Source organism: uncultured Sphingomonas sp., from assembly GCF_937859915.1.
GTDB lineage: Bacteria > Pseudomonadota > Alphaproteobacteria > Sphingomonadales > Sphingomonadaceae > Solisphingomonas.
Genome location: NZ_CALMAW010000037.1, coordinates 1 through 21522, shown reverse-complemented (window position 1 = coordinate 21522; position 21522 = coordinate 1). Strand labels below are relative to the sequence as shown.

Here is a 21522-nt window from a genome sequence, read left to right as displayed (position 1 = left end):
GAAGGGCAAGGATGCGGACGCTGCTGGTCTTGGGGGGCGCGCGATCGGGCAAGAGTCGCCATGCGCAGACGCGCGCGGAGGCTGAGGCCGGCGCACTTGTCTATGTTGCCACCGCCCAGCCGTTCGACGACGAGATGGCGGAACGCATCGCGCGCCACCGCGCCGATCGCGGGCCACGCTGGCGCACGATCGAGGCGCCGCTCGACCTGGCCACGACGATCATGGCCGAGACCCGCCCCGACGCTGTTCTGCTGATCGACTGTCTGACGCTGTGGGCGTCCAACCTGATCTTCGCCGAACGTGACGTCGACGAGGCCACCGCCGCGCTGGTCGGGGCGATAGGTGCGACGCGCGGGCCGCTCATTCTGGTGTCGAACGAAGTAGGACTGGGCATCGTGCCCGACAACGCGCTGGCGCGCCGGTTCCGCGACGTCGCCGGGACGATCAACCAAGCGGTCGCCGCGGCGGTCGACGAGGCGGTATTTCTCGCCGCCGGTCTGCCGATCCGCCTCAAGCCGTAACACGCCCGCCGTTAACCCGATGCCCACCTCTGCTCCTTAGACGATGGTCTAAGGAGGATGCACGGTTGAGGACATTGCAAGCGTTCGTGCCGCGCGCCGCGTGGCCGCTGATCGTCGGCGTCGCCTATTTCGCGACCGCGATGTTGTCGATCGACCTCGACCGCAGCGCCAACGGCATCGCGACGATGTGGCCGCCAAGCGGGATATTGCTCGCGGCCTTGCTGATCGCGCCGTGGCGATCGGCGCCTGGCCTGATCGGCGCAAGCGCGCTTGCCTGCTTTGCCTTCAACCTCTCGACTGGCGAGACGCTGGCGACCGCCGCGGGATTCACGCTTGCTGCGATGACCGAGACCACGCTGACCGCGTTCCTGCTGCGGCGCGGCGGCCGGGCGATGCCGTCCTTCGTCACGCCAAGGGGGGTTGGTCGGTTCTGCGCCGCGGTCGGCATCGGCGCGTTGGCGGGCGCCGGCGTCGGCGTCGTTGCTACCGGGTTCACCGGCATTCACGTCTTCGCATCCTGGTTTGTCGCCGACGTGCTGGGCATGGCGATCGTCACGCCGATGATCGTCACTGGTCTCGCCCGCGACGAGGAAGGCCGCGCCGTCCGCACCGGGACGCCGGCGCAGGCGGTGATCCTGCTCGGTGCGGTCGCGCTCGTCTCCTGCGGCGTGTTCGCGGAGAGTTCCTACCCGCTCCTGTTCCTGCCGATGATGGCGCTGCTGGTCGCGACGTACCGATTGGGGCCGTTCGGTGCAGCGAGCGGCGTATTGATCATTGCCGTCATCGCCGCGCTGTTCAGCGGCGTCGGCGCCGGACCGCTGGTGCTGATCCGCGGCCATGACGACGAGGTCACCGGGTTTCTGCAATTCTATATGGCGATGCTGTTCGCGACCGCGTTGCCGGTCGCGGCGATCCTCGCGGCGCGGACCAAGCTGACCGTGGCTTGCGCGGAGAGCGAGCGGATGCACCGGCTGCTCGCCGACAGTTCGCGCGACATCGTCGTGCGGCTGCGGCTCGACGGCACGCCGCTGTATGTTTCGCCCGCCTGTCGGCGGCTGCTCGGCTACGAGCCCGAAGAGATGTGCGGCCTGTCGCTGCGGGACACGATCCACCCCGACGACCGTCCGGCCGTCGGGCGGGTCTGGAAGAGCATGCTGGACGGCATGATCGATCCGTCCTGCGTGTATCGCGAGCGCCACCGCGACGGCCATTATGTCTGGCTCGAAGCGACCTGCAGCCTAGTCACCGACCCGACGACCGGCGCGCCGATCGAGGTCGTCGCGGGTGTCCGCGACGTCTCGCTGCGGCGGGCCGCCGAAATCGCCGCCGCCGCCGCAAGCGCCCGGCTCGAGGAAAGCCATCGACTGCTCAGCATGGCGGAGCGCATCGCACTGGTCGGCCATTGGCGGCTCGACTTCACGAAGGGCACGGTCTTCTGGTCGTCCGAAGTCTACCGTATGCACGCGGTCGATCCGGCGACCCGGCTGGGATTGGCAGAAGCGCTTACCTTCTACCATCCGGACGATCGCGCGCGCGTCAGCGAGATCGTCAATCACAGCGCAGCGACCGGCGAGAGCTTCGAGTTTACCGCACGGATCGTGCGCACCGACGGAGAGCTGCGCCACGTTGTCTCGCGCGGGGAGCCCGAAATCGGCGGCGACGGTGCGCTGATCGCCACGTTCGGAGTGATCCAGGACGTCAGCCGCCAGGTCGAGATCGAGAGCGAGCTGGAGGCGGCGCGCATCGCGGCCGAGAATGTCGCGCGGGCAGCGACACTGATCGCCGACACCGATGCGCTGACCGGCGTGGCCAGTCGGCGCAAGACGCTGCAGACGCTCAGCGACGCGCTCGCACAGGCACGCGCATCGGGTCGACCGCTGTCGATCGCGACCTTCGACCTCGATCACTTTAAGACGATCAACGATCGCTACGGACATGCCGTCGGCGACCAGGTGCTCCAGCAGGTCGCCGCGGCGGCGCAGGCCTCGGTACGGACCGGCGACCTCGTCGGGCGGATCGGCGGCGAGGAGTTTCTCGTGATCTTGCCGGGATCGGACGCCGTGCTCGCGATGCGGATCGCCGAGCGGCTGCGGGCGGAGATCGAGCGCGTCGCCGCGACCCTCGCACCATCGCCGCCGGCGACGGTGAGCGTCGGCGTCGCGGAGATGTGCGGGGCGGCGGCCGACGATCTTGCGGTATTGCTCCACAAGGCGGACTGCGCGCTCTACGCCGCCAAGCAGGCGGGCCGGAACACACTTCAGCTGGCCGCCTGACGGCGACCGTTCAGGGCGTGTCGGAAGCGGTCTCGGCGGCCGCCTTCGCGCGATGGCGCCGCACGAGCCACAGCGCGCCGAGGGCTAGCGAGGCGACCCCACCGGCGACCAGGATCGCCGAGGTCATGCTCTCCTGCAGCCGATGCAGCAGCGGATCGATCGCGCGCCCGAAGGCATAGCCGAGCAGCGTGAACATTGGCCCCCAGACCGCGGCGGCGACGATGTTGATCGGCACGAACTTGCGGGTCTCGACATGCGTCGCGCCGATCGCGATCGGGCTGATCGTGCGCAGGCCGTAGATGAAGCGGAAGCCGAAGATGAAGGCGACCGGGTAGCGTTCGAGAAGACCCTTGGCGCGCGCGAACGCGGCGCGCTCCATCATCGTCTGCACCCACCGGTAGTGACGGAAATAGCGGCCGATAAAGAACCACAGCTGATCGGCGAGGCACGAGCCCATCGCCGACACCAGCATCGCGCCCCACAGCGGCACCAGCCCCTGGTGCGCGAGCACGCCGCCGGTCACGACGACCATCTCGCCCTCGAGCCCCGACCCGACAAACAGCGCGAACAGGCCATATTTCGCGATCAGCATCTCGATGGTCATGCATCCGCATGACGCAAAATGGTCGTTGACGCTATCGCGCCGTGCGTCGACCGCCATTCGGCGGTTACCCGGTCTCGGAAACCGCCCCGCGTGCGCGGACATCGTGAAGCTTCGACAGGTCGAGATGGACGAGCCCGTCCTCATCGAGGATGATGTCCTCGAATTCGTGATCGAGCCGGATATCGGCGCGACCATAGCTGTGCTGGCCAAGCGTCGGGCTGGCGAGCAGGGTGTCGAGCCCGCTGACCGTCACGGTCAGGCGGAAGCGTTCGGGGCGTTCGAGCGCGGCCATCATCGCCGATCCCGGCTCGATGACATGCACCAGCGTCCAGGTCAGCGCGAAAGCGGGGTTTTGCGAGCGCACCAGCGGCAGATCCGCGAGCCGGCGGAAAATCTGGCCGTCGGGGAGCGTCACGCGCTCGAGCCACGACATCTGCGCGCTGACGTCGGCGAGCGGCTGCGCGCGCAGCGAAGCGAGCCGGACCATCAGCATCATTCGGTCGCCGACGCGGCTGACCACGGCGACGCGACTGAAGACGATCGCGGCGCGCGGGCGGGCGAAGCGCGCGAAGATCAGCCCGGTCATCGTCGCCGAGAAGAACAAGCCGAGCAGGATCTCGACCGCGGCGATCGCATGTCCGAGCCGCGTCGCGGGCGCCATATTGCCGTAGCCAACCGTGCCCAGCGTCTCGACCGAGAAGAAGAAGCCGTCGGCGACCGAGCCAGCGACCATATTGCCGATCGCGCCGGGGAGTGCTGCGTAGAGCAGCCCGAAGCCGAGGTTGATCAGCACGAATGCCGCCGATACGACCGCGAAGAAGGCCGGCCAGCGTATCTCCATCAGGCTGTAATAGAGGTCGGCGAACGCGCCCGGGCCGCCGATCTTGATCGCCTCGAAGCCGCCGAGGTCGACGCGCTGGCGGCGGTGTTGCCTGCTCATGTTGGCGTCATCTTGTTCATGGGTGCTCGCCTCCGTCCGCCGCGGAACTCAGGGGCGTCGGCGTCGGCCTGTCAAGGGTGTGGGTCCGCGCGCTGGCATGAAACTGTCACATCGCCGCGATAGGTCTTTCCCCTAACGGGAGATTCACGATGAACGCGACCATAGCGCAACCGCAATCGGTCGGCCGCGCCGATCTCGACAAGGGGCTCGGCAAGGCGGGGGGCTTCGGCTTTCTCGCCGCCGTCCTCGTCGCGGTCGGCTATGTTGCCTCGAGCATCTATGCCGATGCCAGCGCAGCAGGCGTACATGCCACCGCGATCCTGCCCTTCGTGCTGCTGTTCGTCGCGCTGCTGGTCGCGCTGGGCTTCGAATTCGTCAACGGTTTCCACGACACCGCCAATGCGGTCGCGACCGTGATCTACACCAATTCGATGCCCGCGCAGATCGCCGTCGTCTGGTCGGGTTTCTTCAACTTCCTCGGCGTGCTGCTGTCGACCGGCGCGGTCGCATTCAGCATCGTCTCGCTGCTGCCGGTCGAGCTGATCCTCCAGGTCGGCTCGGACGCCGGATTCGCCATGGTGTTCGCACTGCTGATCGCCGCGATCATCTGGAACCTGTCGACCTGGCTGTTCGGTATTCCCAATTCCAGTTCGCACACGCTCGTCGGGTCGATCATCGGTGTCGGCGTCGCCAATGCGCTGCTCCACGGCCGCGGCGGCACCTCGGGGGTCGAATGGGGCCAGGCAGCGACGATCGGCTGGTCGCTGCTGATCTCGCCGATCCTCGGTTTCGCCGGATCCGCGCTTCTGTTCTGGGTCGCCAAGCTGCTGATCAAGAACAAGGAATTGTACGAGACGCCCAAGGACGGTGCGCCGCCGCCGCTCGGGATCCGCGCCTTGCTGATCTTCACCTGCACGGGCGTCAGCTTCGCGCATGGGTCGAACGACGGGCAGAAGGGCATGGGCCTGATCATGCTGATCCTGATCGGCACCGTGCCCACCGCCTATGCGCTCAACCGCGCCGTGCCCGCGCAATATGAGGCGCAGTTCCACAGCAATTCGTCGGCTGCCGCGCAGGTGCTCGGTGCCCATGCCAATGGTGTTGCCGCCGGTGCCGATGCGCGCGCGGCGGTCACCAATTTCCTCACGACCAAGTCGTTGAGGCCCGATACCGTTCCGTCGCTTGGCGCGCTGGTCGTCGACATCGATCGCCAGGTTGGCGGGTACAAGACGCTGGCGCAGGTCCCGGCGGGCGCCTCGAAGAACATGCGCAACGACATGTATCTGGCCTCCGAGGCGATCAAGAAGCTCACCGCCGACAAGAAGGGTGCCTTCCAGGGCACCGATTCCGCCAAGCTGACCACGTACAAGGCCAGCCTCGACAAGGCGACCCGCTTCATCCCGACCTGGGTCAAGGTCGCGGTCGCGATGGCGCTGGGACTGGGAACGATGGTCGGCTGGAAGCGGATCGTCGTCACCGTCGGCGAGAAGATCGGGAAGTCGCATCTCACCTACGCGCAGGGCGCCTCCGCCGAGCTCGTCGCGATGGCGACGATCGGGCTTGCCGACAGCTTCGGCCTACCCGTCTCGACGACGCATGTGCTCTCGTCCGGCGTGGCCGGGACGATGGCGGCGAACCGCTCGGGCCTCCAGATGAGCACGATCCGCAACCTGGTGATGGCGTGGGTGCTGACCTTGCCTTGCTCGATGCTGCTCGCTGGCCTTCTCTACCTGATCTTCTCCAAACTGTTCTGAGCCTCGCGCGCCCGGCCGGCATAGATCAGCCGGCCGGGCGCAAGCCGCGCGAGCACCAGCGCGATGTCCTGCTCGCCGAACGCGAAGCAACCGTCGCTACGCCCGAGCTTGCCCTGTTTGGCGACCATGTCGGGATCGGCATACCAAGCGGCATGGATCACGACCGCACGCGCCTCGGCCCGGTCGTCGCTCGGATCGAGCCCGACCAGCCGGCGCGACAGGCCGTGGACTCCCGCATAGGTGTCGCCGGTAAGGTAGGCGCCCTCCGACGTGGCGGCGGATCCCTCGATGTTCGAGAAGCTCTGGAGCATCCCGCTATGATCGGGATCCGAGCCACGCCCATGCGCCACCCGCAGACTGGTCGTGGTGCCGGAGAGAATGTCGACCAAATGGAAGCGCGGCGTCGCCGACGGCAGCCCGAAATCGGCGATCGCGACCACATCACGCGACCAGACCGCCGCATTGTGCTCAGCCAAGGCGAGCAGGGCCCGATCGATGAGCCATGGATCGACACCGGTCGCGGCGGCGGCGAGGCCGTGCTGGGCCGAGGCGGCGGGGACGGCGCATATCGACGCGGCCACACCGGCCGATGCGGACCGCAGCAGGTCGCGACGGGACAGGGCAGGGACGATCATGTCGGGAAGATAGAGGGGGATGCTGTGGGATTGAAGCCTCGTCTCCGCGGCGTTGCGCCGAGGACCGCGTTTGTGTTCCGCACCCGGGGTAACGGTGCGTTACTGCAATGAACCGCTGGGGCGGGCTGGGGCAGCGGTCTCAGCCCGCTTGCCGCGGCACCAGGCTGCGTGCCTGATCAAGCTTGTCCGCCAGCATCGCCGCGCTGATCGGCTTGCGGACCAGCGGGACGTCGCGGAACCGCTCGGGGATCATCACCGAATCGCCATAGCCCGTGGCGAAGATGAACGGAACGCCGCGCGTGACCAGATCGTCGGCGACCCCGGCCGACGTATCCTCACCGAGGTTGAAGTCGAGCACCGCGCAGTCGGGGCAGGCGGATGCGATCGCCGCGAGCGCGTCCTCGGCGTTCGGCAACGATCGGACGCGGCGCACGCCGAGCCGCATCAGCGTTTCTTCGGTGTCCATCGCGATCAGCGCCTGATCCTCGACCAGCAAGACGTCGAGCCCAGCCAGCAACACCGTTCGCGTCTCGGCGCCGACAGCGACCGGCCGCGGCGCGGTTAGCGTGGTAAGGTGCTCCGCGGGAATGACGAAGCGCGCGCGGACCCCATCGGGCTCATAGGCGATGTCGGCCGATCCCCGCAGGTCGTAGGCGATCGTGCTGTGGACCAGCTTGCTGCCGAAGCCGGTGCGGGTCGGCTTGGTAACCGCGGGGCCGCCGCTCTCCCGCCAGTCGATCGCGCAGTCACCGGCCTCGGTGATCGCCCAACTGATCCGCAACTGCCCTGCCGGGACCGACAGCGCGCCATATTTGGCGGCGTTGGTCATCATCTCGTGGATGACGAGCGCGAGCACGCCGAAGGTGCGGTCGTCGAGCCCGACCGACGGGCCCTCGACCATCACCCGATCGGGGATCGCGCCATAGCGGTGAAGGCTCGCCTCGGCCTCGATCAGCGTCACCAGCTCGCCGCTGCTGCCGCCGAGCGACTGGTCGTGGGCGAAGGCGAGCGCGCGCAGTCGGCCTTCGAGCGACGCGGAATATTCCTCGACGCTGACGGCGTGCGCGCCGGTCTGGAGGGCGATCGACTTGACCAGCGCGATGATGTTTTTGACGCGGTGATTGAGCTCGTCGTTGAGCACGCGGCGGCGCTGCTCGGTGCGCGTGCGCTCGTCGGCGGTGACCTCGCTGTAGCGCAGCACGACGTCGCGCAGATAGGTGCGGGTCGCCTCGGCGACCGCGATCTCGGCGGCGGTCCACGGCCGCGACTTGCCGCGCACGTCCTCGCGCCACGTCTCGAAACTGCCGCGCGGCGTCAGCCGATCGCCCGACGGGGTCGCAACGACCCGCTTCACCGGTTCGCCGGCCCATGCGATATTATGCGCCTCCTCGCTGCGGAACAGCAGGAGATAGTCACGCGGCAGCGACGAAATCGGGATGGCGAGCATCCCCGCGATCGCGTCACCGAAGCCCGCGCCGGGGCCCATCAGCTCGACGAGGTCGCTGGTGCTCCAGATCGCACCGGCGGACGCGCGGTTGGTCAACGCGATCAGGCCGCCGAGCTCGTCGACGGAGGGCGCGGCGCCCTCGGCATGCCAGATGCCGTCGATCCACAGCCCGGCGCCATCCGCGCGCATCAATCGGCTGATGTCGGCGAGATTGCGCGTCAATGTCTCGGCGATGCTCTCGTCGTCGGCCTGCTGCGCGACGATCTGCGTCAGCTGCTCGCGCGCCTCGGTCGCCGCCAGCACCTCGGCGCGACGCTCCGCCACCGCGATCTGGAGCGAGAAATATTGGCCGAAGAGCTCGGCGCCGATCCGCATCGGCATCGGCACGGTCTTGCGGCTGTCATGGTGGCAGGCGATCAGCCCCCACAGCGTGCCGTTGACCACGATCGAGATCGACAGCGACGCCGCCACCCCCATATTCTGCAGATATTCGCAGTGGATCGGCGACACCGAGCGCAGCTGCGCGAACGACATGTCGATCGGCTCGGCGTTGGAGCTGAGCGGCGGCAACAAGGGCACCGGCGCGTAAGTCACGTCGCTGATGATGCGGATCGGATTGACCAGATAGAGCCGACGCGCCTGGAACGGAATGTCGGAGGCGGGGAAGCGCTGACCCATGAAGCTGGTCATGTCGCCGCGCTTGGCCTCCGCGATCACCTGCCCCGCGCCATTGTGCAGGAATTGATAGACCATCACCCGGTCGTAGCCGAGCATCGCGCGGGCCAGCCGCGCGCCGGTCGTCGCGATCGCCTTGACGTCGGATTCGAGACCGATGCGGCGGACCAGCGACTGGGTGAGGTCAAGCGCGTCCTGCGCATTGCCGCGGCCGGGATCGCTGGGCTCGAACTCGACGAACATCCGCTCCTGATAGCTGTGCACCGCGATGTCGAGCGGCGCGGGCGCATCGGGCAGGCGGATGTCGAGCAGCAGCCCGGCGATATGCGATCCGCCCGACCGCATCGCCGCGTTGCGCAGATCGTGCGCGACCGCGCTGCCGAGCACGTCGGTGATCGACAGATCGATGAGCGACGCCCCCTCGCGGCCGAGGAAGGCGGCGATATTGGCAGATGCGTGCGTGATCCGGCCGTCGCCATCGCAGACCAGCATCGAGCCGTGCGGCTGGATGCTGCCGGGAATGTGGATCGGCTCGCGATCGCAATTGGTCAGATCGACCGGAACGTTTTCGGAATGCACCATAAGCGTCAGCCTCCCTAGCGTCAGACCAGCGCACTGGAAAGTGGTGGCTTGATACAGGTCAGCGACCTGATCGGCTGGCGGATGGCACCGCGCGGCGTCGGGTACGTTGGACGGCACGAAGGGATTATCATGGCCAAACAACGATCCGACGCGCCCGACCTCACGCCCTATACGGGCCCCGCCGGGGGCTGGGGATCCGTGCGCTCGCTCGCCGACATCCTGCCGCGCGAGAAGATGTCTGCCGAGGCCTATCGCGAGCTCGGCCGGCAGAACAAGCCGGACGGCTTCATGTGCGTGAGCTGCGCCTGGCCCAAGCCGGCCAAGCATCACCCGGCCGAATTCTGCGAGGAGGGCGCGAAGGCGACCGCCTGGGAGCTCACCACCTATCGCACCACGCCCGAATTTTTCGCCGAGCACACGCTGACCGAACTGCGCGGCTGGAAGGACTATGATCTCGAACAGCACGGCCGGCTGACCCATCCGCTCCGCTACGACCCGGCGAGCGACAAGTATCTCGCCTGCTCCTGGGCGGACGCGTTCCGCGAGATCGCCAGCGAGCTGAAGCCGCTCGATCCCAAGTCGGTCGTTTTCTATTCGTCGGGGCGGACCAGCCTCGAGGCGTCGTACATGTACGGGCTGATGGCGCGGATGTACGGCAACCAGAATCTTCCCGACAGCTCGAACATGTGCCACGAATCGACTTCGGTCGGCCTCAAGAGCGCGATCGGCGTGCCGGTCGGCACGACGCGGCTCGAGGATTTCGAGCAGTGCGACATGATCCTGTTCTTCGGGCAGAATGTCGGGTCGAACGCCCCGCGGATGCTCCACGACCTGCGTTCGTGCCGCAAGCGCGGCGTCGAGATCGTGACCTTCAACCCGCTTCGCGAGCGCGGGCTCGAGCGCTTCACCGATCCGCAGAGCCCGTTCGAGATGGCGACGCGCAGCGAGACGCGCATCTCGACGCAATATCATCAGGTCAAGGCGGGCGGCGATCTCGGCGCGATGATGGGCATCGCCAAATGCCTCGTTGATTGGGACGACGCGGCCGAGACGGCCGGCACCGAGCGCGTGCTCGACCATGCCTTCATCGCCGAGCACACCAAGGGCTTCGATGACTTCCTTGCCGCGGTGCGCGCCGCGACATGGGACGATATCGAGCGCGAGTCCGGGCTCGGACGCGACGAGATCACCGAGTCCGCCAAACTCTACGCCAAGGCGAAGGCGGTGATGGCGATCTACGGCATGGGGCTGACCCAGCACGTCAAGGGCGTCGAGAACGTCCGCATGATCGTCAACCTGCTGCTGATGCGCGGCAACATCGGCAAGCCAGGGGCGGGGCCGACGCCGGTGCGCGGCCATTCCAACGTGCAGGGCCAGCGCACCGTCGGCATTACCGAGAAGACCGAACTCGTCCCGGTTGACAAGATCGAAGCGCAATACGGCTTCACCGCGCCACGCGAAAAAGGGCTCGACACGGTCGAGAGCTGCCGCGGCGTCATCGACGGAAAAGTGAAAGCGTTCGTCGCCCTCGGCGGCAATTTCCTGCGCGCGGTGCCAGAGACGGCGGCGATGGAGGAGGCGTGGCCGCGGTTGACGCTGTCGGTGCAGATCGCGACCAAGCTCAATCGCAACCATCTCTTCCCGGGTGCGGTCACCTATCTGCTGCCCTGCCTCGGCCGGATCGAGCGCGACGATCAGACCTCGGGCCCGCAAGCCGTGTCGATGGAGGATTCGACCAGCTGCATCCACGGCTCGCGCGGCAAGGCCGAGCCGGCGAGTCCGCATCTGCTCTCCGAGCCGGCGATCGTGGCGGGGCTCGCCTCGCGGTTGCTGGCGCCCAATCCCAAGCTCGACTGGGAAGCCTGGGTGGCGGACTATAGCAAGATCCGAGATGCGATCGAGGCGACGTATCCCGAGCCGTTCAAGGACTTCAACCAGCGGCTGTTCCAGCCCGGCGGTTTCTGGAAGGGCAATAAGGCCACCGAGCGCGTCTGGCTGACCAAGAGCGGCAAGGCCGAGTTTCTGGCGCCGACGGGGCTGTCGGCGACCGGATTCGACGATGCGGAGGGGCGCTACCGGCTGATGACGCTGCGCTCGAACGACCAGTTCAACACCACGATCTACGGCTATTACGACCGCTTCCGTGGCGTCAAGAACACGCGCGACGTGCTGTTCATGAACGAGAAGGACATCGCCAGGGCGGGCCTGAACGAGGGCCAGATCGTCGCGCTCGAAAGCGATGCCGAGGACGGCAAGACGCGTGCGCGTGAAGGGCTGATTGTTATGCCCTACAGCATCCCCGAAGGGTGCCTGGGTGCCTATTATCCGGAGTGCAACGTGCTGATGTCGGTCGAGCATTATGCCGAGGAGAGCCATGTCCCGGCCGCGAAGTCGGTGCCGGTGCGGATCAGGGCATGACGGTGGCCGGACAGGCGATCGGGCCGGAGGATACTCCGGCCCGATACGTGTTTTGCCTAGTCGAGCATCTCGGCGACGATCCGCTGCCAGTCGCTGCGCGATAGCGGGAAGGTGGGCGCTGCCAAGGCAGCGCGGGCCGGACGGGAGTCGGTGTGGTGTGAAGAAACGAACTTATTCAGCGATTGAACGAACATTGATATCCTTGAGCCCGGCAGCGCCGGGTGATGGTAGTTTGAATGGGCGCTAGCGCCGCTTGTTGCGCGCGAAGGGCGTGCCCGGCGCGCCGGGGGTGCGCTCGCGATAGACGATCCGGCCCTTGTCGAGATCATAGGGTGTCATCTCGACGCGGACCGCATCGCCGACGACCGACCGGATCCGGCCGCGCCGCATCCGCCCCGCCGTATAGGCGATGATCTTGTGATCATTGTCGAGACAGACGCGGAAGCGACCGTCGGGCAGGATCTCGTCGATCCGGCCCTCGAAGGTCATGGGTTCTTCCTTGGCCATATGCGATCAGGCCGCCTGGAGATTGACCGCGGACATCTTGCCGCTGCGGTCGGCCTCAAGGTCGTAGCTGACGCGCTGGTCCTTGTTGAGCGTCGCCATGCCGGCGCGCTCGACCGCGGTGATGTGCACGAAGCTGTCGCCCGAGCCATCTTCGGCGGCAATGAAACCATAGCCCTTGTCGATATTGAAGAATTTGACGGTGCCGGTGGGCATGGAGAAGGTCCTTTCGCGGCCTTGTAACCCGCAGGCCGGTGCCTGCAGGGCCAGGAAGCGAGAAAGGGATCAGAATGCCGCTCGGGCGTCAGAATCCGTCGCAGGCGACGTTAGCCAAGCCTATATGCGCGGTCTGGCGCCGAAATACAACCGGGGCGCGGTGCCGTGGCCGATCGGCCCGCAGCGCGCCCGCGACCGCGAGCAGCTCGTCCGCGACGCGCGCGTAGAAACGGCAGACGTCGTCGATGTCGCCGCGCCGCACCGCAAGTCGGCCGCCGAGCGGGGTGGTCATCAGGTCGCCGGCATCCGCCGCGGCGTGCGAGGGCCAGCCCGCGGTCATCATCTGTCCGCTCCGCACGTCGGCACGGCGGACGCGGCCGTCGCAATAGAAGAGGCAGTCGCGCGAGCGGCCGAGCGCGCGCAGTCGGCGATGATCGGGATGATGGCGGCGGCCGAGCATCGCCTGGAGCATGCGCAGCTTGTTGGCGGTGTTGCGCCGCGAGCGGAGCCGGTCGAGCGTGGCGGCGTCGCGGCTCGCCTGCACCGCCACCTCGTCGATCAGGATGCTGAGGAAACGGTCGAGCTCCCGCAGGCCGTTGCCGACGACCTTGTTCGGCGCCACGGATCGTCGCGGGCTCAGGTCGTCGGCGCCGAGGAACAGCGCCGCAGCGCGCAGCGTCGCGTGCGCCAGTTCGATGCCGAGCGCAGACGTGGTAATGTGCAAATGCCTTCCGCCTATCCGCTCGGATGTGGACGAGGATCTATGGCTGCCCGGGCCCGAGGGACCCGCGATCTCTATGGATTTGCGCCTTTGCGCAAGTGTGGGCCACCTGCACGGTCGCGGCGCCTACAGCAGGCTGTGCAGGGCTCGCCCGATCGCCGCGCTATCATAGGGCTTGGAGAAGAAACAGGCGCCGGCTGGCATTTCGTGACTTGCCGGGCGCAACTCACCGGAGACGATCAGGAAGCGCAGCGGCGGCCAGCGGTCGTGCGCGAAGGCCGCGAGCTGCAATCCGTCCATCGTGCCGGCCATATGGATGTCGGTGAAGACGATGCGGATCTCCGGATGATCCTCGAGGATGGCGATCGCCTCGTCGGCATCCTGCGCGTCGTAGACGGTGAAGCCCTCATCCTCCGCCAGCGAGATCGCCATCAGCCGGATGATCGGCTCATCCTCGACGATGAGCACGATCTTTGCGGTGGTTTCGATGGCTTGGCCCATGGTCCGATCAATACGCCTGCGGTGAGTACGCGAGGGAGACGACCTCTTCCGAAACCAACGCCGCGACGGCCGATATTGATCCAGATTATTAGTTCAAACTTGACCCGTCGGCCGGTCTAAAACCAAGCAACACATTGCCCTCCGTCGACAGATAATTAGTCTGATAATCGAACCGCGGCGTGTCCGAGAACAGCAGATAATAATATTTCATCTGCTCCGACCACCAATAGGCGGGACAATGATCGGCCTGCCGCATCGGCCGTGTCGTAACGTCGGCGATGTCGGCATAGCCGAAGGGTGCGCGGTTCCAGCGTTTCATCGCAAGGAAATGGTCGCGTCCGACGATGCGCCACGCCACATCGTGATCGAGCAGCCAATGATTGAACGCAGCGTCGGCGAGTTCGGGACGCAGCGCATTGGTGACCTGCGTCGGCGCGCCCGTGGCATAGTCATAGCCCTCGGGGAGGATGCCGAAGCGGTCCTGCACGCTCACCCAGGCGCGCGTATAGGCGGCGCCCGTCGCCCGTGCACCGCCCTGCGCGAGCAGTCCGCCGTAGAAGGCGGCGAGTTCGTCCTGCTCGGTGGACAGCCGCGCGCCGGTCTCGAAATCGACGTCGGCGAACCAGAGCTGTCCGCCGCGACGGTCCTGCTGATAATGCAGGATCGCACGCGTGCAGACGTCGTACATCCGCTTGCAGTCGGCGTCGCCGAGCAGCTGCCAGCCGTCCCACAGATATTCATAATAGCTGTCGGCGCCCGAGCCGACGCTGGCGCGGCGGCCGAGCCAGCGGCCGGAGACGGCGTCGATCGTGTCGGCGAGCAGATCGATCTTCGAGCGTCGCTCGAACAGCGCGACGACGGCGCGCTTGGCGGTGTCGTGGTAGCGCGGATCGCCGGCGAGCCGGCTGAGCGTGCCCCATTCGGGCAGGAAGGTGCCGATCTCGGCGGGATTGGTCGCCGGGTCGCGCACCGCACCCGTCTTGAGGTTGACGAAGCGGTAGGGCAGGCCGGTCGGCGTCGCGAAGGCGGGCAGCAGCCGGTCGGCCATGTCGCGCGCTTTGGCGAGCAGATGCGGGGCGCCGCAGGCGTGATGCGCCGAAAGCAGACCGCCGACGATCCGGATCGAGGTCTCGAACACCGAGACCTCGCCGTCGATCGCGAAATCGAGATGGGTACGCGTCCAGGCGAGTGCGGCGGCGAACTCGGCGTCGAGGCCCATCACCCACAGCGTGTCCATCGCCTCGATCAGCGTCAGGCCGACATGCTGTGTCTTGAGCGGGAAGCGATCCGCGCCGCCGCTGATCGGGCGGATCTGATCGAGCCCGAAGGCGTGCGCACGGTAGTGGCTCCAGGCCCATTGCATCTCGGCGCGGACGTCCTTGGCGAGCGCGTGCCAGTCGGTGTCGTCGCCCGTGCGCGCGAGCGCCGGCGCCGCGCCGATCGCGACCGCGCCGCCGAGCAGCGCACGCCGTCCAAGCCTAAGATCGGTCATCGCAATGCCTCCAAGGCCTGGTCCGCGGCCCGGACGCCGCTTTCATAGGCGCCGTGCGCGGTCGAGAAGTCGGTGGCATGCGTCGCCTCGCCCGCGAAGAACAACCGATCGTCGATCGGACGGCAAAGCATTGCGCGGGCAGCGGCGTGGCCGGGCAGCGCGTGGCTGTAGGAGCCGCCGACATGATCGGTGCGGCACCAGGCCGATCCCGCGATCGGTCGCAGCCTGGCGCGGATCGCGCTGCCGAGCAGTGCGGCAAGCTCTTCGATCGCGAAGGCGAAGGCACCCGCGAGCCCCTCGCGTTCGAGCATCGCCGCGCCCGCGCCGCCGAAAAAGCCTTCGACGAGCGGGCGACCGAAGGGCATCAGATAATAGCTGCCGGTCTCGGCGGTGCGCGGATTGCCGATCAGATGCTTTTCGGGTTCAAGCCCGTGGCCATGGCCGAGGCCGAAGAACAGCTTGTCGGCAAGCCCAAGCGGCAGGTTGGCCGCGGCATGAAGATGGTCGTCGATAGCGGGGGCGAAGCGGATCGCGCCCTTGGCGAGCATCGCGGTCGAAACGGTGACGATCGCGGCGCGTGCTGCGATCGTGCCGGCGCGGGTGTCGAGGCGCACGGTCGAGCCCCGATGGTCGATCGCGGTCACCGGCGTGGCAAGATGGAGCGGCACCGGCGGCAGGCTGGCGGCGACGAGCGTGCCATAGCCTTCGCGTACGCGCCAATTGGTCTCGCTCGCGGCGGCATCATAGGCGAGATAGTCGGCGACCGAGAGGCGCGCGAGCCCGGCCCCATTGATGTAGCCGCTCAGCGCCTCGGCATAGCCGTTCCAGGGATTGCCAACTTCCAGCGCGTCGGCGGCGCAGTCGCTGGCCGGCGGATCGGTCTCGAGTCGGTGCTGGAAGGTCTCCCACGCGGCCGACGCCGCCTTCCGGTCGGCCGGCGCGAAGCCGAGGTCGCGATATTGCTCGCGCCAGGCAGACTCCGACCGGTCGACGGTGAAGCCGCTCGCGTCGGCGATCGCGGTCCATGGGTTGCGCTCGCCCGAATGGAGCCAGCCGCAGCCAAGATCGAGCGCCATCCCCGCCACGTCGACGCTATGCGCGCGGCCGCCGACATGCGTGCCGGCCTCGATCACCACGACACTGCGCCCGGTTCCGGCGATCCGCCGCGCCGCGCCGATGCCGGCTGCACCCGCGCCGACGATCACGATATCGAACACGCTGGTCAGAACCTTCTCCCGCTCGCCGGATGAGCGCCGCTCAGGCGGTGACGATCCGCCCGTCCTCTACCGCGACCGGCCAAGCGGTCAACGCCTGACCGACGCAGGGTCCACCGACGCACCGCCCGCTGGCGATCTCGAACAGCGCACCATGCCAGCTGCACGCGATCAGGCGGGCGTCGGGGGTGAGATAGTCGTCGAGCGTCTTGGCGAGAGGCACGCCGGCGTGCGGGCAGCGATCGACATAGCCGATCGCGGTGTCGCCGGACCGCACAACGAAGCCGTGGAAGCGGCCGGCGCGCATCTGCAGGACGAAGTTGCGTGCGCCGCCGTCGGCGACCTCGTCGAGCAAGCAAAGCGTGACGCCGGCCGGGGTCGCGTGCAGGCGATCGCTCACGTCGGCAGCTGCGCCTTGGCGAAGCCGGCCCAGGCCTCATCATAGTCGGGCTGGCAGAGCGGGGTCTCGACCGCCCAGCGGGTCGGGCGGATGACGTGGCGCGTCTCGAACATGAACGCCATCGTCGCCTCTATCTTCTGCGGCGCGAGGGCTGCGGCGACCGCCTTGTCGTAGCTCGCGCGATCGGGGCCATGGCCGTTCATCTGGTTGTGCAGCGAGCCCCCGCCGGGCGCGAAGCCACCCTCCTTGGCGTCATAGGCGCCCTCGATCAGCCCCATATATTCGCTCATCACATTGCGGTGGAACCAGGGTGGCCGGAACGTCCCCTCGGCGACCATCCAGCGCGGCGGGAAGATGACGAAATCGATGTTGGCGGTGCCGGGCGTATCGCTTGGTGCAGTCAGCACGGTGAAGATCGAGGGGTCGGGGTGGTCGAAGCTCACCGTATTGATCGTGTTGAAGCGGCGCAGATCGTAGCGGCAAGGCGCGAGATTGCCGTGCCAGGCGACGACGTCGAGCGGCGAATGGTCGAGCGTCACGCGCCACAGCGCGCCCTGGAACTTCTGGATCACCTCGGTGGGCTCGTCGACATCCTCATAGGCGGCAACAGGTGTCTCGAAGTCGCGGGGGTTGGCGAGGCCGTTGGCGCCGATCGGCCCGAGATCGGGCAGCCGCAGCAGCGCGCCGTAATTCTCGCAGACATAGCCGCGCGCCGCGCCGTCGTGCAGTTCGACACGGAAGCGGACACCGCGCGGGATCAGCGCGATCTGGAGCGGCGCGACGTCGATGATGCCGAATTCGGTGACGAGGCGGAGCGCGCCCTGCTGGGGCACGATCAGCAGCTCGCCGTCGGCCGAGAAGAAGACGCGGTGCGCCATCGAGCGGGTCGCGGCGTACATATGGATCGCGCAGCCGGTGCCGGTCGCAACGTCGCCATTGCCGCCATAGGTGACCAGCCCGTCGACAAAATCGATCGCGGTGTCGGGGATCGGTAGCGGATCCCAGCGCAGCCGGTTGGGGGAGGGCGGCACCTCGTCGAAGGGCGCCGAACGGATCAGCGTGTCGGTGGCATAGCGTTCGAAGGCGCCGTGATTGGCGGTCGGGCGCAGGCGGTAGAGCCACGACCGGCGGTTCTCCGCGCGCGGCGCGGTGAAGGCGGTGCCGGACAGCTGCTCGGCATAGAGGCCGAAGGGGACGTGCTGCGGCGAGTTGCGGCCGACGGGGAGCGCGCCGGCAACGGCTTCGCTGGCGAAATGGTTGGCGAAGCCGGAGAGATAATCGACCATCGTTCAGATCCCGTTCGTCCCGAGCGAAGTCGAGGGACGTGCTTCAGACGCCGCGCCGGCGGCCCGTACCCCGACGTCGCTCGGAACGAACGGCTTTTTTCAAGCGTCCACCGTGATCACGCCGCGGCGGATCTGGTCAAGCTCGATCGACTCGTACAGCGCCTGGAAATTGCCGTTGCCGAAGCCCTCATTGCCCTTGCGCTGAATGATCTCGAAGAAGATCGGCCCGAACAGATTCTCGGTGAAGATCTGCAGCAGCAGGCCCTCGTCGCCGACATCGCCGTCGATCAGGATGCGGTTCTTCCGCAGCCGCTCGAGGTCCTCGCCATGGCCGGGCACGCGCTTGTCGACGAGCTCGTAATAGGTCTCGATCGTGTCCTGCAGGCGGACGCCGTGCGCGCGCAATTTCTCGACGGTCGCGAAGATGTCGTCGGTGGTCAGCGCGAGATGCTGGATGCCCTCGCCATTATAGTCGCGCAGGAACTCCTCGATCTGGCTCTTGTCGTCCTGGCTCTCGTTCAAGGGGATGCGGATCGCCTTGTCGGGCGCGATCATCGCCTGGCTGAACAGGCCGGTCGCCTTGCCCTTGATATCGAAGTATTTCTGTTCCTCGAAACCGAACAGCTTGCCGTAGAATTCGGACCAAACGCGCATCTGCCCGCGCTTGACGTTGTGGGTCAGGTGATCGAGCAGGTCGAGCCCGACATTATTCTCGGCCGCTGCCTGCTCCCAGCCGGGCACCGGCTCCCAATCGGCGAACGGATCGGTGTCGACGAGGTACAGCAGCGACCCGCCGATCCCCACGATCGCCTTGCTGTCAGGCAGCGCGCTGTCAGCGGTGTCGACATCGGTCGCACCGCTGGCGAGCGCGTGGGCATGGGCGGCAGACGCGTCGGCAACGCGAAACGCCATGCCGTTGGCCGACGGACCGTGCGCGGCGCGGAAGTCCGCGGCCTGCCCCGCACCGGCATTGAGGATCAGCGCAATGCGGCCCTGCCGATAGAGCGTCAGCCCCCGCCCGGAGACGCGTGCCGCGGCGACGAAGCCGAGCTGCTCGAACTGTGCCGCCATCGCCGCGGGATCGGGCGAGGTGAATTCGCAAAAGGCGAAGCCGTCGAGCCCGAGTGGATTGATGTCATCCTGCGCCATGCGGAGGGCCTTTCGATCAAGTAACAGATGTTACCAGATAGGGCGCGCTACCCGCCCTGTCAAAGCGTTCAAACGCTTTCGGCGGCCTCTTCGGTCCGGCGCGCGACCGACGCCGCGGGCGCCCTGCCGCTGATCTCCTCCCCGGCATCGCGCGCGAAGCGGAGGTTCCAGACCGTCGCCAGCGCCGAGATGGCGGTGACGATCCAGAAGGCCGCGGTGAAGTCGACCATGTTCGGCTTGGCGACATGGTGGACGAGCATCGAGAGATGCAGCGCGCTCGCCGCGATGCAGATGCCCAGCGACAGCATCAGTTGCTGGACGGTGGAGTAGAAGCTCGTCGCCGCCGACATCTGCCGCTTGTCGATGCCGTCATAGGCGATCGCGTTATAGGCGGTGAACTGCATCGAGAAGACGAAGCCGCATAGGGTGAGTACCGCGACGATCGCGGGCAGCGGCCAGTCGGGGCGGAACAGCCCACAAATCGCATAGCCCCCGCAGCCGAGCAGGCCCGCCCAGATCATCGCGGTGCGGAAGCCGATGCGACGCAGCAGGCGGGGTGCCACCCCCTTCATCAGCAGCGAGCCGACCGCCGGGCCGACGGTGATCGTGCCGCTCTGCGCGGCGCTCAAGCCGAAGCCCAACTGCATCATCAGCGGCAGCAGGAAGGGCAGCGAGCCCTGCGTGATCCGGGTCAGCGAGCCCGCGATCATCGAGAGCCGGAAATTATCGTCGCGGAGCAGGCTGAGGTCGATGATCGGATCGGTCCGCCGGCGGGCATGGCGAACGTAGAGCGCGCCGACCGCGGCCCCGACGACGATCAGCGCGACCGCGAGCCCGCCGCTACCCGCGCGGCTGGTCATCTCGCAGCCGAACAGCAGGCAGCCGAGCGATATGCCGCTCAGCACGAAGCCCGCCGGATCGAAGGGGTGCGGATGCTCCTCGCGCAGATTGGCGATGAAGCGCCCGACGAGCACGAAACCGAGCAAGCCGACCGGCAAGTTGACGTAGAAGATCCAGCGCCAATCGAGATAGGTGACGATATAGCCGCCGAGCGGCGGGCCCAGGATCGGGCCGATCAGCGCGGGCATGATCAGCCACGACATCGCCGACACCATGTCCTTCTTGGCGACCGAACGTAGCAGCACGAGGCGCCCGACCGGGATCATCATCGCGCCGCCAATGCCCTGGACGAAGCGCGCCGCGACGATCCATTCGAGCGTCGGCGCCTGCGCGCTGACCAGCGACCCGCCCATGAACAGCGCGATCGCCGCCTGGAACACGGTGCGCGATCCGAACCTGTCCGCCATCGTGCCCGACGCCGGGATGAAGATCGCCAGCGCGAGCAGATAGGAGGTGAGCGCGATGCTCATCGCCGGCGCGCGCACGCCGAAATCGCGCGCCATCGTCGGCAAGGCGGTGGCGAGCACCGTCGCGTCGAGATTCTCCATCAGCAAAGCGCAGGCGATGATCAGCGCGACGATGCGGTAGTTGGGACCGGAAGCTTCGGGGCCTTCGTCCTGCGTCTTCGCCATCGATCCCGCGGCAGGCACGATGCCGTCGCGCACCTCGGCGTTGACCGAGGCGAGACCGCGGCGGCGCGGCCTCAGCATGGCGTGGCGGCGGAGCTAAGGGACGGGGACGACGACATAAACGGCTTTCGTGGGCGGACGACGTCCCCTCGATCGGCTGCCCATCTTGTCGCGGGGTCACCGGGATGATCGCCAGATAGGCGCGTGACGCCGGTTTGGAAACCGCTCGCGGGAATAAAGCCGAGCGAAGACGCCCGGTCGTGACCTAAGTATGAGAGCGTTGCACCGTTGACATAACCTTGTATCTGAACGCGGTTACGGGGCGCGTATCGATAGCGGGACCATCATGCACGAAGACGATCTGACTCCTCCCGCGGGCTCCCCGTCCGCATCGCCCGAGCCGGCGTCTTCTACCTGGATCCACGACGAGCCCCGCCACTTCGGTGGCCGGTCGCGCCTGATCTCTTGGGTCGGCGGATTGATCGGCCTGCTGTTGCTGGTGTTGCTCGCGATCTGGCTGTCGCATCATGCCGCCTCGCAGAGCGGCGGCGGGCAGGGCGGCGGTGGTCGACATCGTGGCGGCGGCGGGGGCCCTGGCGGTGGTGGCCCCGGCGGCCCCGGCGGCGCGGCGCAGCCGACCACGGTCGGCGTCGCCAAGGCG

19 protein-coding genes and 1 pseudogene are annotated in these 21522 nt (G+C 67.3%); 5 read left to right on the top strand and 15 right to left on the bottom strand.

From position 1 onward, the window contains the following. Window positions 1–11: 11 nt before the first annotated feature. The gene (cobU, locus tag Q0326_RS05810; RefSeq protein ID WP_298688086.1) at window positions 12–521 is read left to right on the top strand and encodes a bifunctional adenosylcobinamide kinase/adenosylcobinamide-phosphate guanylyltransferase; all 510 of its coding nucleotides are present in this window, start codon (window positions 12–14) and stop codon (window positions 519–521) included. 65 nt (window positions 522–586) lie between these two features. After that, entirely contained in the window at window positions 587–2794 is a 2208-nt protein-coding gene (locus Q0326_RS05805; RefSeq protein ID WP_298688084.1) for a diguanylate cyclase, read from the top strand. A 10-nt stretch (window positions 2795–2804) separates the two neighbouring features. Here Q0326_RS05805 and Q0326_RS05800 read toward each other — a convergent pair whose 3' ends face one another. Both Q0326_RS05800 and Q0326_RS05795 read right to left on the bottom strand, forming a co-directional pair. Further along, window positions 2805–3398, bottom strand: a complete 594-nt coding sequence (locus tag Q0326_RS05800; protein ID WP_298688081.1) for a DedA family protein — start codon at window positions 3396–3398, stop codon at window positions 2805–2807. 64 nt (window positions 3399–3462) lie between these two features. Beyond that, a complete protein-coding gene (locus Q0326_RS05795; RefSeq protein ID WP_298688079.1) occupies window positions 3463–4338 on the bottom strand; it encodes an ion channel in 876 nt (291 codons plus the stop codon). Between the two features lie 149 nt (window positions 4339–4487). Between Q0326_RS05795 and Q0326_RS05790 the strand changes: the two genes are divergently transcribed. Then, a complete protein-coding gene (locus Q0326_RS05790) occupies window positions 4488–6092 on the top strand; it encodes an inorganic phosphate transporter (protein ID WP_298688077.1) in 1605 nt (534 codons plus the stop codon). Here the strand turns inward: Q0326_RS05790 and Q0326_RS05785 are convergent. Both Q0326_RS05785 and Q0326_RS05780 read right to left on the bottom strand, forming a co-directional pair. After that, window positions 6065–6727 (bottom strand): murein L,D-transpeptidase catalytic domain family protein, encoded by a 663-nt coding sequence (locus tag Q0326_RS05785; protein ID WP_298688075.1) that lies wholly within the window; start codon window positions 6725–6727, stop codon window positions 6065–6067. The genes Q0326_RS05790 and Q0326_RS05785 overlap by 28 nt on opposite strands. Before the next feature lie 139 nt (window positions 6728–6866). Further along, a complete protein-coding gene (locus Q0326_RS05780; RefSeq protein ID WP_298688073.1) occupies window positions 6867–9431 on the bottom strand; it encodes an HWE histidine kinase domain-containing protein in 2565 nt (854 codons plus the stop codon). 129 nt (window positions 9432–9560) lie between these two features. Here Q0326_RS05780 and Q0326_RS05775 point away from each other — a divergent pair, with 129 nt between their 5' ends. Next, complete coding sequence (locus Q0326_RS05775) at window positions 9561–11849, top strand: FdhF/YdeP family oxidoreductase (RefSeq protein ID WP_298688070.1); 2289 nt, start codon at window positions 9561–9563, stop codon at window positions 11847–11849. Between the two features lie 56 nt (window positions 11850–11905). On the opposite strand, the gene Q0326_RS05770 is transcribed toward Q0326_RS05775, so the two are convergent. The 11 genes from Q0326_RS05770 to Q0326_RS05720 all read right to left on the bottom strand — a co-directional run bounded on the left by Q0326_RS05770 (window position 11906) and on the right by Q0326_RS05720 (window position 20942). Continuing rightward, complete coding sequence (locus Q0326_RS05770; protein WP_298688068.1) at window positions 11906–12043, bottom strand: hypothetical protein; 138 nt, start codon at window positions 12041–12043, stop codon at window positions 11906–11908. Window positions 12044–12092: 49 nt separating this feature from the next. Then, window positions 12093–12356: a translation initiation factor IF-1 gene (gene infA, locus Q0326_RS05765; RefSeq protein ID WP_298688066.1), complete on the bottom strand. Its 264-nt coding sequence runs from the start codon at window positions 12354–12356 to the stop codon at window positions 12093–12095. A 6-nt stretch (window positions 12357–12362) separates the two neighbouring features. Further along, a complete protein-coding gene (locus Q0326_RS05760) occupies window positions 12363–12569 on the bottom strand; it encodes a cold-shock protein (protein ID WP_298688064.1) in 207 nt (68 codons plus the stop codon). Window positions 12570–12657: 88 nt separating this feature from the next. Beyond that, on the bottom strand, window positions 12658–13293 hold the full coding sequence (locus Q0326_RS05755; RefSeq protein WP_298688062.1) for a hypothetical protein: 636 nt from the start codon (window positions 13291–13293) through the stop codon (window positions 12658–12660). Between the two features lie 123 nt (window positions 13294–13416). Continuing rightward, window positions 13417–13791: a response regulator gene (locus Q0326_RS05750; RefSeq protein ID WP_298688060.1), complete on the bottom strand. Its 375-nt coding sequence runs from the start codon at window positions 13789–13791 to the stop codon at window positions 13417–13419. Window positions 13792–13879: 88 nt separating this feature from the next. After that, window positions 13880–15283 (bottom strand): glycoside hydrolase family 47 protein, encoded by a 1404-nt coding sequence (locus Q0326_RS05745; RefSeq protein WP_298688058.1) that lies wholly within the window; start codon window positions 15281–15283, stop codon window positions 13880–13882. Beyond that, window positions 15280–16500 carry an NAD(P)/FAD-dependent oxidoreductase gene (locus Q0326_RS05740; RefSeq protein WP_298688056.1) on the bottom strand — a complete coding sequence of 407 codons (1221 nt, stop codon included), beginning with the start codon at window positions 16498–16500 and terminating at the stop codon, window positions 15280–15282. Before Q0326_RS05740 ends, Q0326_RS05745 begins: the two co-directional genes overlap by 4 nt. Window positions 16501–16540: 40 nt before the next feature. Beyond that, a complete protein-coding gene (locus Q0326_RS05735) occupies window positions 16541–16897 on the bottom strand; it encodes a Rieske (2Fe-2S) protein (protein WP_298688054.1) in 357 nt (118 codons plus the stop codon). Next, window positions 16894–18183: a homogentisate 1,2-dioxygenase gene (gene hmgA / locus Q0326_RS05730; protein WP_298688052.1), complete on the bottom strand. Its 1290-nt coding sequence runs from the start codon at window positions 18181–18183 to the stop codon at window positions 16894–16896. Before hmgA ends, Q0326_RS05735 begins: the two co-directional genes overlap by 4 nt. A gap of 99 nt (window positions 18184–18282) precedes the next feature. After that, the gene (hppD, locus tag Q0326_RS05725; RefSeq protein ID WP_298688050.1) at window positions 18283–19332 is read right to left on the bottom strand and encodes a 4-hydroxyphenylpyruvate dioxygenase; all 1050 of its coding nucleotides are present in this window, start codon (window positions 19330–19332) and stop codon (window positions 18283–18285) included. Between the two features lie 68 nt (window positions 19333–19400). After that, the gene (locus Q0326_RS05720) at window positions 19401–20942 is read right to left on the bottom strand and encodes an MDR family MFS transporter (RefSeq protein WP_298688048.1); all 1542 of its coding nucleotides are present in this window, start codon (window positions 20940–20942) and stop codon (window positions 19401–19403) included. A 397-nt stretch (window positions 20943–21339) separates the two neighbouring features. Between Q0326_RS05720 and Q0326_RS05715 the strand changes: the two are divergent. Continuing rightward, window positions 21340–21522, top strand: a pseudogene (locus tag Q0326_RS05715) (efflux transporter periplasmic adaptor subunit); the annotation flags it as partial.

What these genes read in the sequence shown, in the direction of transcription:
- Q0326_RS05770 (WP_298688068.1), bottom strand. Translation starts at nt 12,043, where the DNA reads ATGTTCGTTCAATCGCTGAATAAGTTCGTTTCTTCACACCACACCGAC.
- Q0326_RS05750 (WP_298688060.1), bottom strand. Translation starts at nt 13,791, where the DNA reads ATGGGCCAAGCCATCGAAACCACCGCAAAGATCGTGCTCATCGTCGAG.
- Q0326_RS05720 (WP_298688048.1), bottom strand. Translation starts at nt 20,942, where the DNA reads ATGCTGAGGCCGCGCCGCCGCGGTCTCGCCTCGGTCAACGCCGAGGTG.
- infA (WP_298688066.1), bottom strand. Translation starts at nt 12,356, where the DNA reads ATGGCCAAGGAAGAACCCATGACCTTCGAGGGCCGGATCGACGAGATC.
- cobU (WP_298688086.1), top strand. Translation starts at nt 12, where the DNA reads ATGCGGACGCTGCTGGTCTTGGGGGGCGCGCGATCGGGCAAGAGTCGC.
- Q0326_RS05780 (WP_298688073.1), bottom strand. Translation starts at nt 9,431, where the DNA reads ATGGTGCATTCCGAAAACGTTCCGGTCGATCTGACCAATTGCGATCGC.
- Q0326_RS05800 (WP_298688081.1), bottom strand. Translation starts at nt 3,398, where the DNA reads ATGACCATCGAGATGCTGATCGCGAAATATGGCCTGTTCGCGCTGTTT.
- Q0326_RS05785 (WP_298688075.1), bottom strand. Translation starts at nt 6,727, where the DNA reads ATGATCGTCCCTGCCCTGTCCCGTCGCGACCTGCTGCGGTCCGCATCG.
- Q0326_RS05775 (WP_298688070.1), top strand. Translation starts at nt 9,561, where the DNA reads ATGGCCAAACAACGATCCGACGCGCCCGACCTCACGCCCTATACGGGC.
- hppD (WP_298688050.1), bottom strand. Translation starts at nt 19,332, where the DNA reads ATGGCGCAGGATGACATCAATCCACTCGGGCTCGACGGCTTCGCCTTT.
- Q0326_RS05745 (WP_298688058.1), bottom strand. Translation starts at nt 15,283, where the DNA reads ATGACCGATCTTAGGCTTGGACGGCGTGCGCTGCTCGGCGGCGCGGTC.
- hmgA (WP_298688052.1), bottom strand. Translation starts at nt 18,183, where the DNA reads ATGGTCGATTATCTCTCCGGCTTCGCCAACCATTTCGCCAGCGAAGCC.
- Q0326_RS05790 (WP_298688077.1), top strand. Translation starts at nt 4,488, where the DNA reads ATGAACGCGACCATAGCGCAACCGCAATCGGTCGGCCGCGCCGATCTC.
- Q0326_RS05760 (WP_298688064.1), bottom strand. Translation starts at nt 12,569, where the DNA reads ATGCCCACCGGCACCGTCAAATTCTTCAATATCGACAAGGGCTATGGT.
- Q0326_RS05795 (WP_298688079.1), bottom strand. Translation starts at nt 4,338, where the DNA reads ATGAGCAGGCAACACCGCCGCCAGCGCGTCGACCTCGGCGGCTTCGAG.